This is a genomic window from Actinomyces timonensis (assembly GCF_040702965.1).
Lineage (GTDB): Bacteria > Actinomycetota > Actinomycetes > Actinomycetales > Actinomycetaceae > Actinomyces > Actinomyces timonensis_A.
Map to the genome: position 1 here is coordinate 38,951 of NZ_CP159989.1, position 14,236 is coordinate 53,186.

The window sequence follows — 14,236 nt, forward strand, 5'->3', positions numbered from 1 at the left end:
GTCGTCAGATGCGGGCGGCGTCGAGGTCCCACGACTTCCAGTGATGAGCCGCCTGAAGGACACGACGACCCGACGCCGTCGCCTCGAGAATCGACCTATCGCGCTCGCAGTGCATCGCTAGAACGTTCTGGACCGCCCCGACGTTCACACCATTGCCCAGCTGCTTGTACGTGGCCGCGTCCGATTGGCCGTCAAAGGTGAACGCGTCTGGCAGCCCTTGCATCCGAGCGGCCTCCCTGGGGGTCAACCGTCGACGGCGCGGGCCGATGATGCTCGTCTGCGTGATGGCCACGAGCGCGGGCACGTAGGTGGGAGGCTTAGCGCGCAGGCCCGAGGGACGAAAATGCATGAGGCAGTCCCACAACGAGTCGAGGTCCTGGGCCTGCCATTCCAGTTTCCGCCGCGAAGGCGGGAACGAAGCGACCCGATACTCGGTGAGCCATGCCCTGCACCAACCCTGGTTGCGCTCGAAGAGCTCGGCGTTCTTGCGAAGGAAGTTCATCTTCCACGCCGGCGCGCCGTCATAGTCTCCGTCATCAATGCGCGCCTCGAGCTCTTCAACGGTGCGCCATTCATCGGCCCAGACAGGGAAGCCCGGCGGCTTGACCCCGGCGTTGTATTTCCGGAAGCGCCGGACCCACTCGTCCCAAGCATCCACCCACTCGACCTCGGAAGGAGTCAATTCATACCCCGGCGTATCTTCATCGAGATAGTCTTCGATGTTCCAGTCGGTGTCTTCGCCGTACTGATGGCGCGGTCGCGCGACCGGTTCAGGAACGCCGTCACCCAGCTGCTTCGGGTCGTAGGTGGCAGTTATGAAGACCCGCTCGCGCACCTGAGGACGTCCGCCCCGCTCCCGCCCGATCTGATGCGGCGAGATGATGGCAGGGGTGTCGGCCACCCTGTAGCCCTCATCACGGAGCGTCCGAACGATGACATCCCACTCATGCCTGTGCCTCGGGCCGGCGAGATTGCGCACATTCTCAAGTAGGAGGACTGCCGGGTGATGCTTGCGAACGATCTGAAGGATATTGAAGTAGAGAGTTCCTCGGGTCTCTTCCATGCCGCGCTGCGCGCCCGACTTCGAGAACGGCTGGCAGGGGAATCCCGCCGCTAGCACGTCATGACGAGGTATCCGTGGGCTCACACCGGCTTCACCGGCATCGACCGTGATGTCACCCAGCGGATTGATGCCCCAGTTCTGCTCATATACCCGAGAAGCGTCCGCGTCGATCTCGACCGCGTAGACGCACTCGCCCCCCCATCTCGGACAGCGCGGCGTGGAAGCCGCCGATGCCGGCGAAGAGGTCGATGAAGGTGAAGGTGGAGGGCATAGTTCAAGCTAAGCACATGTTCAGGCCAGAAGCTAGCCCCTGGGGCGCCGATTCACTCACGGCACAGCGCCACGCATCACGTGCCCGCGAAGACTCGCCTCGGCACAGGCCGACATGACGGTCGTCGCCTTACACTCCCCCATGCCGTCGTCTTCTGAGTCCTGAGCCTCCTCGGCGGCCATGGCCCGCGCGATGCGGGGCAACCGGCGGCAGGACACGCGCCCCGAGCTCGACCGCGAGACCACCGCCATGCTCCAGGCCGAGGGCTGGACCGTCCTGCGCATCTGGGAGCGCGCCGACGAGCGCGCTCTCGCCGCTAAGGCCGTCAGTCGCGCAGGCCGCGGCGCAGGATGAGGACGACGCCGCCCGCGCCCAGCGTGACGATCGCGAAGAGCACGAGGGTCGCGTTGGCGCCCGTCATGCCGAGCTTCCCCAGCAGCCTCTCCTGCGTGGACCGGGGCGTGCTGACGGGCTCCGCCGGGGCGGCCACGACCTCGGAGGCCGTGCTCGGGGCGCCGGCCGAGGCAGTCGTGCCGCCCGATGGAACGGCCACGGGAGCGGCGGTGGCCGTCGCGCTCGCCGAGGCGCTCGGCGTCGCGGTGGGATCGGCGGTCGCCGTGGCGTCAGGGGTCGCGACGGCGTCCGGCGTCGGGCTCGCCTCGGGCTCGGGATGGGCGGTCTCCGCCGGGGCTCCGCCCCTGGGCGCCCCCGAGCTTCTCGGCGTCTTCGATGGCGAGGAGGACGAGCCCCCACCGGAGACCTCGAAGCCCGCCTGGACGTCGTCGGGGTAGGCGGCGAAGTTCTGGGTGGCGTAGACGGAGCCGTTGGCCGACCGGGCGATGCCGATACCGATAGCCGTGGCGTTGCGATCCACCATGTTCTGGTAGTGGCCCGGAGAGTCCACCCACTGCTGGAACAGGGCGTTGCCGAGATCCGCGCCGGACAGGTCCTTGCCGTTCATCGCGATGTTCTCCGCCACCCACGTCCATCCCGAGGGGAAGGCGTCGCGCAGGTTGGGCCGGTGGTACAGGTCGCTCTCGGCAGCCATCCGCCCCGACCACTCCTGGGAGACGTTGTCGAGCACGACGAGCCGGGTCAGCGGCTTGAGGCCGACGCTCTGGCGCAGCTCATTGACGCGGGTGAGAATCTGCTGGGCGGCGGCGCTGTCCGCGGAGGTCGCAGCGGGCAGGAGGACCCCCGAGGCGCCGGGGCTGACCGGCGGCACCGGGGCCTGCGCCGCGACGGCCTGGGGGGCGATCCCCACGAGCGACGCGGTGACTGCGGCGGCGGCGATGGGGCGGGCGATCTTCACAGGGCTGAAATCTCCATGGGTAGTCAGTTCTGTCGATGACTCACCGGGGCGCTAGGGGCTCGGGAGCATCAGGCGCGAATGGGGTCCGCGCCTTCATAATACCCATCCCGTGACCTTCGCGTTACCTGACGGGCTCAGAAACTTCTTCGGGACGCGCCTCGTCGCGACAGGTTTGGGAGGTGACTCACAGGGCCACGAGTATCTGAACCATCACGATCTTGACCACGATCGCCAGCGCGAAGAGGGTCGCGTACCCGGCCTCGATCCGCACGTCCTCACTGCGGGACAGGGCGTAGGAGAGGATCGCCGGCTGCCCCACGAGGCCCGCCAGCCCACCGGCGGCTCGCGCGGCGGAGACCCCGGCGAATCTCGCCCCCGTGAGAAGCACCACAGCGCTGACGACGACGACGATCGCGGCCAGCCCGCCCACCGCCAGGCCCGCGGAGGAGAAGGCGGCGGCCGCGAACTGCGGGCCGGACGCCAGGCCGATCGCGGCCAGGAAGAACAGGAGCCCGAGCTGGCGGATCGTGGCGTTCGCGGCATGGGGCAGCCCCCACAGGAAGGGGCCGGTGCGCCCGAGGCGCCCGAGGATCATCCCGGCAACCAGCGGCCCCGCGGCGACCCCCAGCTTGAGGACGATGCCGCCGGGCAGCGGGACGGCGATGAGGCCGAGCAGCACGCCCAGGGCCATGCCGATGCCGACGCTGAAGGCGTCGATCTGCGAGATCTCGCGCTCGGAGTCGCCGAACCACTCGGCGGCCTCCTCCAGCCTCTCGCTGGGCACGACGGCGAGGACCCTGTCCCCGAGCTCGAGCACGAGGTCGTCGCGGGCGAGCAGGTCGAGGTCCCCGCGCCGCACGCGGGTGATGACGCCCGCGAAGCGCCCGGGCATGTCCAGCTCGGCGATCGTCCGCCCCGCCACGCGGGTGGAGGAGACGGTGAGCCGGCGGTGATCCACGGCCCGTCGGTCCTTGGCCAGGCAGGAGCGCAGCCCCGTGCCCAGCTCGTGCATGGCCTCCTCGACGGCGGCGGGCGCCCCCACGACGACGACCTTGTCCCCCGGCGCCAGCTCCTCGCCGGGGTCGACGACGCGCGTGACGCCGTCGCGCTCCAGGTAGGAGATGCGGATGTGAGCGCGGGTGAAGGCCTCCATCTGGTCCAGCCGCACGCGGGTGAGCACGTAGACGCTGGTGGCGGTGATGCCGTCGGCGCTGGCGGGACGGGGGTCCTTGCGACCTGGCCAGCGCTGGCCGATGACGATGGCGACGACGATGATCGCCACGGCCACGCCCACGGGGTAGGCGATAGCGTAGCCGATGGAGGGCTCCTGGTTCCCCGCGGCCTCGATCGCGGCGTCGAGCACCGGGGAGGTCAGCGCACCCGCGTAGGCGCCGGCGTCCATCGCGGGCGTCACCCCGGTCAGGCGCGAGAAGCCCGCCCCCGCCATTCCGGCGGCGATGAGCGCGACGACGCACAGGGCCATGAGGGGCATCTGCCGCCCGAGGTTGCGGAAGAAGGTGTTCCCCGCGCCGAGCCCCACCGTGTAGCAGAACAGCCCGAGCCCGAGGGCCCGCAGCATCCCGAGGTCGGCGCCGAGCCTGGGATCCAGCGCGCCGACGGCGAGCCCCACGAACAGCGCCCCGGCGGCGCCGAAGCGGATCGGCCCGAAGGGGATCTGTCCGACGGCGGTCCCAAGCCCGATGACGAGGAAGACCGTGAGCAGGGGGGTGGCGGCGAGGACGTCGATGACGCCGTCAGGGATGAGCCCCGCCGCGACCGGATAGGTCATATGAATAGCTCCAGGCACATCGGACAGGGTAGGCCACTGCCGCCTCGATGCCGACCAGGGGACCGGCGCTCCCGCCCGCCTGTTCCCGGTTTCGCCCGGAGGCAAGGCGGCTTGGTGCGCCACCGCGGCCGGGAGTACGTTCGCAGTGCCTCATACCCGAGGCGGACACGCAGCAGCACCGCAGCGAGGAGCATTCCCATGGCCGACTTCACCGACGACGGCATCGACCGCACCACCACTCTCAAGGTGTCCGGCCTGACGTGCGGGCACTGCGTCGCCCACGTCACCGAGGAGCTCGAGGCGCTCAAGGGCGTCAAGGACGTCTCCGTCGTCCTCAACAAGGGCGGGCAGTCCGTCGTCACGGTCGTCTCGGACGTCGTTCTCGAGGACGCCGCCCTGGCCGAGGCGATCGACGAGGCCGGTGACTACACGCTGGACGCCGTCGAGCGCGACGTCCGCATCTCTTGAGCACCCGCGAGGTCGATCTCGCTGTCGGCGGGATGACCTGCGCGTCCTGCGTGGCGCGCGTGGAGAAGAAGCTGCGCAGGATCGACGGCGTCGAGGCCAGCGTCAACCTGGCCACCGAGTCCGCTCACCTCACCGTTCCCGACTCCGTGACGGATGACGAGCTCATCGCCACCGTCGCCCGGGCCGGGTACTCGGCGGCCCTCACCGGCCCCTCCGCGGCGGAGCCGGCACCGCCGCCTTCCCCTGAGGGGGAATCGGCCCAGTCCACCGGTGGCGTCCCCGCCGCGAGCGCCGCTCCCGCGGCCACGGCGCCAGTGAGCGAGAGGGGCGCCCGCGGCTCGCTGGGCGCCTCCCACCTCGTGCGCGCCGAGGAACTGCGGCGCCGCCTGGTCCTCAGCCTCCTGCTCTCGGTCCCGGTCATGGCGGTCTCAATGAGCTCGACCCTCCAGTTCCCCGGCTGGCAGTGGGCTCTGGCCGCCCTCACACTGCCCGTGGTCACCTGGGGCGCCTGGCCCTTCCACCGCGCGGCCCTGGCGGGGCTGCGCCATGGGTCCTTCACCATGGACACGCTCGTCTCGCTCGGCGTGACCGCCTCCACCCTGTGGAGCCTGTGGGCCCTCATCTGGGGCGGCGCGGGCGAGATCGGCGTGAGGATGCCCATGAGCCTGGCCGGGATGCTCACCGGCGCCCACGCGGGCGGGCACCACCCGCACATGTACTTCGAGTCAGCCGCCTGGGTGACCACCTTCCTCCTGGCCGGCCGCTACGCGGAGGCCCGCGCCAAGTACCGCTCCGGGGACGCCCTGCGCGCCCTTCTCGAGCTCGGCGCCAAGGAGGCCGCCCGCCTCCGGCTCACCGCTCCCTCCGGTTCCACCGACGCCATCGACGTGCTCGACGACGATGGCGCCCCCCGCCCCGACGCGACGCGCCACGAGGAGCGGGTCGCCGTCGATGACCTGGCCGCCGGGGACCTCATCGCCGTGCGCCCCGGGGAGAAGATCGCCGTGGACGGCGTCGTCGTCGAGGGTGCCAGCGCCGTGGACGCCTCACTGCTCACCGGCGAGTCCGTGCCGGTGGAGGTCGGCGTGGGCGACGAAGTGACCGGTGGGACGATCAACGCCTCCGGCGCCCTGCTCGTGCGAGCCACGCGCGTGGGCGAGGGCACCACCCTGGCGAGGATCGGCGCGCTGGTGACCGCGGCGCAGGCGGGCAAGGCGCCCGTGCAGCGCCTCGCCGACCGCGTCTCCGGGGTGTTCGTGCCCGCCGTCCTGGGGATCGCCGCCCTGACGCTCGTCGGCTGGCTCGCGGTCGGGGCCTCGGCCCAGGACGCCCTGACGGCGTCGGTCGCGGTGCTCGTCATCGCCTGCCCCTGCGCCCTGGGCCTGGCCACGCCCACCGCGATTCTCGTGGGCTCGGGCCGGGCCGCCCAGCTCGGCGTCGTCATCCGGGGCCCGGAGGTCCTGGAGCTCACGCGCTCGCTGGACACGATCGTCCTGGACAAGACCGGAACCGTCACGACGGCGCGCATGAGCCTCGACACCGCCGCCAGCGCCGGGATCGGGAGCGAGTCGGGGTGGCAGGGCCGAACCCCCGCGATCGACCCCCTCATGCTGGCGGGCGCGCTCGAGGCCTCCAGCGAGCACCCGGTGGCGGCCGCCATCACGGCTGCCGCCCGCGAGCGCGCGGAGGTTGAGGGCTCCCGGCTCCCGGCGGCCGAAGGCTTCGGCAACCACGAGGGCCGGGGCGTCACGGGCCGGGTGACCAGCACCGATTCGGGGCCGGGAGGCACGCACGACGTCGCCGTGGGCCGGGCCTCCTGGATCGCCGAGCGCGGCATCGCCCTGCCCGGCCACCTGTCCGACGCGCTGGAGGCCGCCGAGTCGACCGGGGCCACCGGGGTCGTCGTCGCCATCGACGGCCGGGCGACCGCCGTGCTGGCGGTGCGCGACACGGTGCGGGCCTCCTCGGCCACAGCGATCGCCGAGCTGCGTGCCCTGGGGATCCGCCCGATCCTGCTGACCGGGGACAACGCCCGGGCGGCGGCGCATGTGGCGGGTCAGGTCGGGATTGATCCGGCTGATGTGCGCGCCGAGGTCCTGCCCGCCGACAAGCGCGACGTCGTCGCCGAGCTCCAGGCCTCGGGCGCCGTCGTCGGCATGGTGGGCGACGGGGTCAACGACGCCGCGGCCCTCGCCCAGGCGGGCACTCGGGGGCTCGGACTGGCCATGGGCTCGGGGACGGATGCGGCCATCGAGGCCGCCGACATCACCCTCGTGCGGGCCGATCTCGACGCGGTGGTCGCCGCCGTGCGGGTGAGCCGGGCCACCCTGCGGATCATCAAGCAGAACCTGTTCTGGGCCTTCGCCTACAACGTGGCGGCGATCCCGCTGGCCATGGCGGGGATGCTCAACCCGATGATCGCCGGTGGGGCGATGGCCTGCTCCAGCGTCATCGTCGTGGTCAACTCGCTGCGGTTGCGCAGAGCCGGATGAGGCGCTGAGAAGCAGCGGGGGAGCACGCCGATCCCCGTAGAATCCCGTCATGACCGATGCCGACGCCGAGCCCTCGACCTCGGGCAGCGCGCCCGCCGACGCTGCGCCAGCCCAGTCCGCGGCGCCTGTGCCGCCAGCGTCCGATGTCCCGCCAGCGCCTCCGATGCCCGCGACCTCCCCAGTCGGCATCCCCCGCATCGGCCTGACACCCGTGGTGGAGGCGGCCCCCGCGCCGGAGCCCGGCCCCCGCTCGGCGACGCTGCTCGTCGATGAGGCCCCCCGCCGCCGCCGCCGCGCCGAGGACCTGCTGAGCCTCGCCCTGGTGAGCACGGGCATCCTGTCGGTCCTCATCCTGGCCACCTACGCGCACCAGACGACCACGGGCGTCACGGCGGACGTCCGCGTGGTGCTGTCCTCAGTGCTGCGCCAGGTGCTCATCCTCCCCCTGCAGACCCTTGAGGGCCTGGCGACCTTCCTCATCCCGATCCTCATCCTCCTCGACCAGCTCCTGCGGGGGCGCTGGCGGGGCGCCGCCGAGAGCGCCGCCGGGGCCGTCGTCGGCTGGGCCCTCACCATCGCGGCCCTGTGGGCGCTGGAGGCCTGGGCGCCGCCGGCCCTCTCCGCCGGCCTGACCGTCACCGCCTCGGGCCTTCCGCGCCTGGGCGTATCCGTTGTCTTCGCTGCCCTGGTGGGCCTGCTCACGGCTGCGGGAGAGCGGCGCTCGTCGGCCACTGTCCGCTACGGCTGGGTGGCGATCTGGACGATCGTCGGGCTCACCGTGCTGCGCTCGGCCATCACTCTTCCCGGGGCGCTGCTCTCCCTCCTCCTGGGCCGCCTGGCGGGCCTGGCACTGCGCTGCCTGTTCGGGGTGGAGGACCGCTCCGTCCACGGCATCGCCCTCGTGCGGGCGCTGCGCCGGGCGGGGGTCGACGCCGTCCGGGTGGTCCGCGTGGACAGCGCGCCCGGGGCGACGGCCTGGTGGGTGACCACGGACGCCCCACTGGGCTACACCGAGGAGGTGAGGGAGAGCCCCCTGGGGCCCACGAGCGCCTCGCCCGCGTCGGCCACCAGTGGTGACGCCGTCGGCTCCCCCGCCGCGGCATGGGCGATGACGGCTCCCACGCCTCCGGATGCGGCGCCGCCCGACGGGTCGCCCGTCGGGGGGCCGGGCACGGATCCGGACACGGCCGCCCTGCCCCCCGCGCGTGAGGGCCGCGCCGCCGCGCCGTCGTCGACGATCGCGCCGGCGCCGGCGATCGACTCCCTGGCGCTCATCGCCGAGGCCCGCTCGTTGTCCCCGGGGAGGTCCAGCGCCCACCGCGTGTACGCGGTCTGGGACCGCATGGGCGCGCGCCACGATCTGACGATCATCGACGCCGACCGGCAGGTCGCCGGCTACCTGGCCACGCTGTGGGACCGGATCCGGATCCGGGGGCTGTCCCCCGCGCGGGGCATGTCGATCCGCGCCGAGGCTGAGCACGCCGCCCTCATGACGCTGGAGGCGCGCCGCGCCGGGGTGCGCACGCCCGCCCTGCGCGGGATGGCCGACACCCCTGAGTCCGTGCTGCTCGTCACCGACCACATCGCGGGCTCGCGCGCCCTGTCAGAGCTCGGCGCCGATGTTCCCGACGCGGTCCTGACCGGTCTGTGGGACCAGCTCCGCCGCGCTCACGCTGCCGGCCTGGCGCACCGCAGCCTGAGCGGGGACAGCGTCGTGGTGGATGAGGCGCGCCGCGTGTGGCTGCTCGGATGGGACTCCGGGGAGACGATCTCATCAGAGCTGTCCCGGCGCGTCGACCTCGCCCAGGCCCTCGCCCTCCTGGCGGGCTCCGTGGGAGTCGAGCGCGCCATCGCGTCAGCCTCCCGGGTCCTGACCACCCCCCAGCTGGCCTCCATCGCCCCCATGCTCCAGCGCGTCGTCCTGCCCGCTGACACCCGCCGAGCCATGGGCCGCCGTGGACGGGTCCTCCAGGAGCTGAGGGACGCCCTCGTGGCGCTCACGCCCACCGCCCACGCCGAACCGGCCCGCATCAACCGCTTCCAGGCGCGCACCGTGGTCATGGCCGTCATCTTCCTCGCGGCGATGTGGACGCTCCTGGCCCGCTTGAACTTCGAAGAGGTCTCCCACGCCGTGGCCCAGGCCAACGCCTGGTGGATCCTGGGGGCGCTCGTCTTCTCACTGGCCACCTACCTGGGGGCGGGCATCATCCTGGTGGCCTTCACCCCGGAGCGCCTGAGCCTGTGGCGCTCCACCGAGGTCCACCTGGCCTCCTCCGTCGTCGCGCTGGTGGCGCCCGCCGGCGTGGGAGGGGCGGCGATCAACCTGCGCTTCCTGACCCGCAAGGGCGTGCCGACGGCGGTCGGCGTGGCCACGGTGGCGCTCGTGCAGGTCGTGCAGTTCCTCGTCACCCTGGTGCTGCTCGTCATCCTGGCCGCCGCGACGGGGCAGTCGACAGGGCTGACCCTGCCCTCGGGCTGGGTGCTGCTGGGAGCCGTGCTGCTGGCCGCGCTCGTCGCCATGGTCCTGGCCGTGCCGCGGGCGCGCATCTGGATCTGGGAGAAGATCGAGCCCACGTACCGGCAGGTCCAGCCCCGGCTCGTGTGGATCCTGTCCAACCCCGCGCGGCTGCTCGCCGGCGTGGGAGGGGCGGTGCTCCTGAGCCTGTCCTACATCCTGGCCTTCGGGGCGAGCCTGTGGGCCTTCGGCTTCACGCTTCCCTTCTCCGTGCTGGCGATCGCCTATTTCGCCTCCAACACGGTGGGGTCCGTAGTGCCCTCCCCCGGCGGGATCGGGCCGGTGGAGTTCGCCCTGACGGCGGGCCTCATCACCGCGGGGATCCCCAGCGGCACCGCGTTGTCGGCCGCCATCGTCTACCGCCTGGTCACCTTCTGGATCCCGATCCCCATCGGCTGGCTCAGCCTCCAGCGCCTCCAGAAGCTGGGGAGCTGTGAGCCATCGTTCGCTCCCTCAGCTCCTGACGCTTTCCCAGCGGAAGAAGCGCACAGCCAGTGGCACGATGATGACAGCGGCGACCCCGACGACTGCGAAGTCGATGACGGTGCTGTGACGCTGGACATCACTGCCCGCCACCCAGTAGAGGAGGTCCCCGAAATAGGTCGTGGGGAGGATGTCGAGAATGCGCAGCACCGAGTCGGACAGCAGGCTCTGCGGGAAGGCGACTCCCCCCGTGAACATCGTGAAGAGCTGGGCAAAGGTCGCGATGTTCGTCGCCGCCTGCCCGGAACCCACTAGTGAGCCGATGATGTAGCCCAGGCCGAGGATGAGAACCGAGGAGGGAACTGCCACGACGGCGGCCTTCCACACCGCCGCGAGGCTCACGGCGTCGAAGGCGGCGCCGAACAGGATGACGAGCACGGCCAAGACGATCGCCAGGGCTACCCGGATAGCCAGGTGGGTCATGATGAACTGTGAGCGTGAGACCGGGGTGGTGCCCAGTACTCGGAGGGTTCCTTGGTGCCGGTACTCGGCGATCGGCCCCGACGTGAGGGTCGTGCACGTGCCGGTCAGGGCCAGGCAGAGGGCCAGGGGGACCACCAGGCTGGTGAAGTCGGGGCCGGGCCCGCTCATCGAGGAGGCGAGAAGCGAGTTCATCGCCAGGAACATGCCCGACATGAGGAATGGGAAGGCCAGGACGAAGTAGAAGTTCGCCCGGCTCCGGGACAGCTCCCTCCAGTGCGTGAGGAGGAGCGGTCTGGTCAGTCGACCCGGGGTCGCGGCGGCGATGGTGCTCATGGTCAGGCTCCTGTCGTGTCGGAGGTCGAGATGAGGTCAATGCCCGTGGCAGCGCGATAGGCGTCGCCCAGAGTGGGGTGGTGGATGCTGAGGCTGTGGCACCCGCCGATGCGGGAGAGCAGCTGCAGGGCCTCGTCCGTGCGCGGCGTGTTCAGCGTGGCTGTCCGGTCGGGCTTGATATCGAGCTCGCCGAGCGCCCGCAGCTGCGCGCGATCGACCTCGGTGAGGGGCTCAGCGACCTGGAAGGTCACCGAGGGACCTCCGGCGAGCGAGGAGATGAGCTCCTCCGGAGCACCAGCCTTGACGCATCGCCCCGCGTCCACGATGAACACGGAATCGGCCAGTGCCGTGGCTTCCTCCATCGAGTGCGTTGACAGAATGATCGTGGTACCCCGGTCCCGCCAAGAGCTGAGAACGGACCACAATTGCTCCCTCGCCCGCGGATCGAGCCCGGTTGAGGGCTCATCCAGGATGAGGACCTCGGGATTCGCCACCATGGCCAGGGCCACGTTGAGCCGCTGCAGGGTGCCGCCCGACAGCTTGGTGACCTGCCTGTCGAGGACGTGCGTGAGCTCCAGCGACTCCAGGACGGCGCCCGTAGGATACGGCCGGGCGTAGAACGAAGCCCATAACTCCACCAGTTCACGGACTCGCAGGTGCTCGAAGATCTTCGCCTCCTGGGGCTGTATCGCCACGCGTTGGCTGAGTTCCTGGTGAGCCGTGATCGGGTCGAGGCCGAGCGTGCGCACAGTCCCGGAGTCGGGGGCCCGCAGACCCACGGCCATCTCCAGGGAGGTGGTCTTCCCGGCGCCGTTAGGACCGAGGAAGGCGTGGATCTTGTGCTGCTCAGCGCTGAGCGTCATCCCCGCCAGGGCCTCGATCCGCCCCCTGGGGTGTCGTACCGCTTGCAGATGTCTCGCAGCTCGAGCGCGAGGTTCTCTGTGTTCATGACAAACCTTTCAGTGAGAGGTGATCGTTGCCCCGGGCACTGCTGAGGTGCGCCGCGAGGGCTTCTTCAAGCGGATTGAGCCCGATTCGATTGATGTGCATGTGGACGAGATCAAGAGGGAACTGGGGCGGTGCGGTGTCCCCGTGGTCGGCCACAAGCCTGGAGACCGCTGAAGCGAGATCCGCCCAGTCGGCGGATGGCTCGGCCTGCGCTCTTACGCGCTCATTGAGGGCAGCCGCCTCGCGCCGGATCTTAACTGGCTCGAGGCCTCCGTACCGGAGGCGCTCCGCCCACCGGTCGGCGATGCGGCCTGACAAGACTCCTGCCTCATAACCGCTCTCGCGCTCGACGGCTCCAATGAAATCGATGGCGGAGGCCAAGCGCTGGAGCGGCGACCAGTCCCAGACCTCGTTGTCGACACATGCTTGCGAGCTCTTCTCGAAATAGATCTCGGCGTCCTCGACTCCACGGACGCCCCCGTACTTGGCGCGTTCCGGGGAGTAGAGCGAGGCGGTCACGCCCCGTCCCGTCCCCGCAGAGGAGACCAACGGGTCGGGGATGATCCTGCGCATCGCCCGCGACTGACCTCGCCCGATGAGCTCCTCGAGCCTGGGCAGCTCGCCGTACCAGATGTCGACGTCCTCGGGGCTGCCACGCAGTCTCACACGTAGGTGGTGGCCGACGGCGTCCGTGTAGCGCAGGAAGTGCCAGCGGTCGACTCCCCGCAAGGATCCCTTCCACTCGAGCACGGCCGGCAGCAGGGCACCGACATCATCGCCGTCGCCAGAGTAGACCTTGAGGTACAACCAGTCCAAGCGCGTAGTCATTGCCAGGCCTCCTGCCTGGGCCAGCGCAGCGACACCGCGAACTCGCTCACGCGGGGCCGTCCTGCGGGATCATGGAAGGGGTGCTCCCCGACGGCGGGTAGCGCCTCGGCGATCCGGATCGCCCGGGTCCGCCTGTCGAGCCAGTGCCACAAAGCGCCTCTTCACCGCACTGGTTCCCCTGTGGAGCGACGGCTGGTTCCGATTCGTGTGCGATCACCCTGAGCGGGACCTCCGGCAGCACGAAGCGCTCAGCCCATGGCATGACCCCGTATCCGGATTCATCATCCGCGCCACGCCCCTCAATGGCGAGGTTTGAGGATTCCTTTTTCTGACATACCGTCACACCTTGCGTTCACCCAGGCCAGAAGCCATCTTGTGAGGCAAGCGGCGCGCCCATCCCCTCTCGGGGCCCGAGCAATCCTCAAACCGCGCCACCTCACACTCACCACATGAGCCTCGGAGCCCCGATGGAAGGATCGCGATCGACTCTCAGGGGCGCCGGCACCCTGTCCAGCCCTCTCAGCGCGGCCTCAACGATGATGACGCCGCACCCTCGCATGACATCCTCGTAGGTCAACCGGACGACCGGCAACCCCATCGAGATCATCCGCTGGTCGCGCTCCCGATCCCTGGAGAGCGCCTCCCTGGAGGAGTGGTAGGCGAAGCCATCCGTCTCGACGAACAAGCGCCGATCCACGAGCTGATCGACCTCACCAACGCCATGCACGATCACCCCGACATCCACCTGATGGCCCGCGTCCTCGAGCTCGATGCGGAGCCGGCTCTCGATCAGGGAGCGAGCGCGCGGGTTGGCCCGCCCCGCCCTCCGACGCGCGACAGCCGCCCGGTACCCATCACCCCCGAGGAGCTCATGAACGCTGTCCAGCAGGACGACGCCTTCGCGGAGCGCGGCATCCAGTGCCGCGACGGCATCGATCTCCGGCGAGCACCGGAGCATCCGCGCCAGGACGAGCTCAGGAGGGGCGACGGGCGTCTCAAGCGGATCGACCCGGCCGAGATGGGCCTCCCGGTGGACGATCACACCACCGGGCGCCCGGATCGCACCGGTACGCGCCGGCACCGCGACATGCAGCGAGCGCGGGCGGCGCACCAGAGGGAGCCCGTAATGCTCAAGAGCAGACTCGGCCGTCAGCACGCCGCCAAGCGACCGGCAGACGACAATCGCCTGGGGCGCATCCGGCAGGTGGATCGCGCCGCCCGTCCTCACCACGTCGCCCGCGGTCAGCAGGTCGGCCAGCGCTCGCTGGCCGGTGCGGCCCAGGCGCAGGTCCCGACGGCGCAAGGCCCCAT

General features: G+C 70.8%; 10 protein-coding genes and 1 pseudogene. 4 read left to right on the forward strand and 7 right to left on the reverse strand.

Annotation, left to right across the window (positions count from 1 at the left end; genetic code table 11):
- Positions 1-4: 4 nt before the first annotated feature.
- Positions 5-1,234: a DNA (cytosine-5-)-methyltransferase gene (dcm, locus tag ABXS69_RS00165; RefSeq protein ID WP_366181597.1), complete on the reverse strand. Its 1,230-nt coding sequence runs from the start codon at positions 1,232-1,234 to the stop codon at positions 5-7.
- Positions 1,235-1,514: 280 nt separating this feature from the next.
- On the opposite strand from dcm, the gene ABXS69_RS00170 reads away from it, so the two are divergent.
- Entirely contained in the window at positions 1,515-1,688 is a 174-nt protein-coding gene (locus tag ABXS69_RS00170) for a hypothetical protein (RefSeq protein WP_366180632.1), read from the forward strand.
- On the opposite strand, the gene ABXS69_RS00175 is transcribed toward ABXS69_RS00170, so the two are convergent.
- Together ABXS69_RS00175 and ABXS69_RS00180 are read right to left on the reverse strand one after the other, a co-directional pair.
- Positions 1,660-2,646, reverse strand: coding sequence for a CAP domain-containing protein (locus tag ABXS69_RS00175; RefSeq protein WP_366180633.1), 987 nt, complete (start codon positions 2,644-2,646; stop codon positions 1,660-1,662). The genes ABXS69_RS00170 and ABXS69_RS00175 overlap by 29 nt on opposite strands.
- Positions 2,647-2,830: 184 nt before the next feature.
- Positions 2,831-4,435, reverse strand: coding sequence for a TrkA C-terminal domain-containing protein (locus tag ABXS69_RS00180; protein ID WP_366180634.1), 1,605 nt, complete (start codon positions 4,433-4,435; stop codon positions 2,831-2,833).
- Between the two features lie 198 nt (positions 4,436-4,633).
- On the opposite strand from ABXS69_RS00180, the gene ABXS69_RS00185 reads away from it, so the two are divergent.
- The 3 genes and pseudogenes from ABXS69_RS00185 to ABXS69_RS00195 form a co-directional block, all read left to right on the forward strand.
- On the forward strand, positions 4,634-4,903 hold the full coding sequence (locus ABXS69_RS00185; RefSeq protein ID WP_366180635.1) for a heavy-metal-associated domain-containing protein: 270 nt from the start codon (positions 4,634-4,636) through the stop codon (positions 4,901-4,903).
- Positions 4,900-7,395: a heavy metal translocating P-type ATPase gene (locus ABXS69_RS00190; RefSeq protein ID WP_366180636.1), complete on the forward strand. Its 2,496-nt coding sequence runs from the start codon at positions 4,900-4,902 to the stop codon at positions 7,393-7,395. The genes ABXS69_RS00185 and ABXS69_RS00190 overlap by 4 nt, the downstream gene beginning before the upstream one ends.
- A 49-nt stretch (positions 7,396-7,444) precedes the next feature.
- Positions 7,445-10,339 (forward strand): annotated as a pseudogene (locus ABXS69_RS00195) (lysylphosphatidylglycerol synthase transmembrane domain-containing protein); the annotation flags it as partial.
- Positions 10,340-10,363: 24 nt separating this feature from the next.
- Here ABXS69_RS00195 and ABXS69_RS00200 read toward each other — a convergent pair.
- From ABXS69_RS00200 to ABXS69_RS00215, 4 genes are all read right to left on the reverse strand, one after another.
- The gene (locus tag ABXS69_RS00200; protein ID WP_366180637.1) at positions 10,364-11,149 is read right to left on the reverse strand and encodes an ABC transporter permease; all 786 of its coding nucleotides are present in this window, start codon (positions 11,147-11,149) and stop codon (positions 10,364-10,366) included.
- 2 nt (positions 11,150-11,151) lie between these two features.
- Positions 11,152-12,012 (reverse strand): ABC transporter ATP-binding protein, encoded by an 861-nt coding sequence (locus tag ABXS69_RS00205; RefSeq protein WP_366180638.1) that lies wholly within the window; start codon positions 12,010-12,012, stop codon positions 11,152-11,154.
- Between the two features lie 82 nt (positions 12,013-12,094).
- A complete protein-coding gene (locus ABXS69_RS00210) occupies positions 12,095-12,925 on the reverse strand; it encodes a thiopeptide-type bacteriocin biosynthesis protein (protein WP_366180639.1) in 831 nt (276 codons plus the stop codon).
- Positions 12,926-13,367: 442 nt separating this feature from the next.
- Entirely contained in the window at positions 13,368-14,228 is an 861-nt protein-coding gene (locus ABXS69_RS00215; RefSeq protein ID WP_366180640.1) for a hypothetical protein, read from the reverse strand.
- Positions 14,229-14,236 lie beyond the last annotated feature (8 nt).

Bases quoted from the DNA above. Each gene is read 5' to 3' on its own strand.
- ABXS69_RS00170 (WP_366180632.1), top strand. From the start codon at position 1,515: ATGGCCCGCGCGATGCGGGGCAACCGGCGGCAGGACACGCGCCCCGAG.
- ABXS69_RS00180 (WP_366180634.1), bottom strand. From the start codon at position 4,435: ATGACCTATCCGGTCGCGGCGGGGCTCATCCCTGACGGCGTCATCGAC.
- ABXS69_RS00185 (WP_366180635.1), top strand. From the start codon at position 4,634: ATGGCCGACTTCACCGACGACGGCATCGACCGCACCACCACTCTCAAG.
- ABXS69_RS00200 (WP_366180637.1), bottom strand. From the start codon at position 11,149: ATGAGCACCATCGCCGCCGCGACCCCGGGTCGACTGACCAGACCGCTC.
- ABXS69_RS00205 (WP_366180638.1), bottom strand. From the start codon at position 12,012: ATGACGCTCAGCGCTGAGCAGCACAAGATCCACGCCTTCCTCGGTCCT.
- ABXS69_RS00210 (WP_366180639.1), bottom strand. From the start codon at position 12,925: ATGACTACGCGCTTGGACTGGTTGTACCTCAAGGTCTACTCTGGCGAC.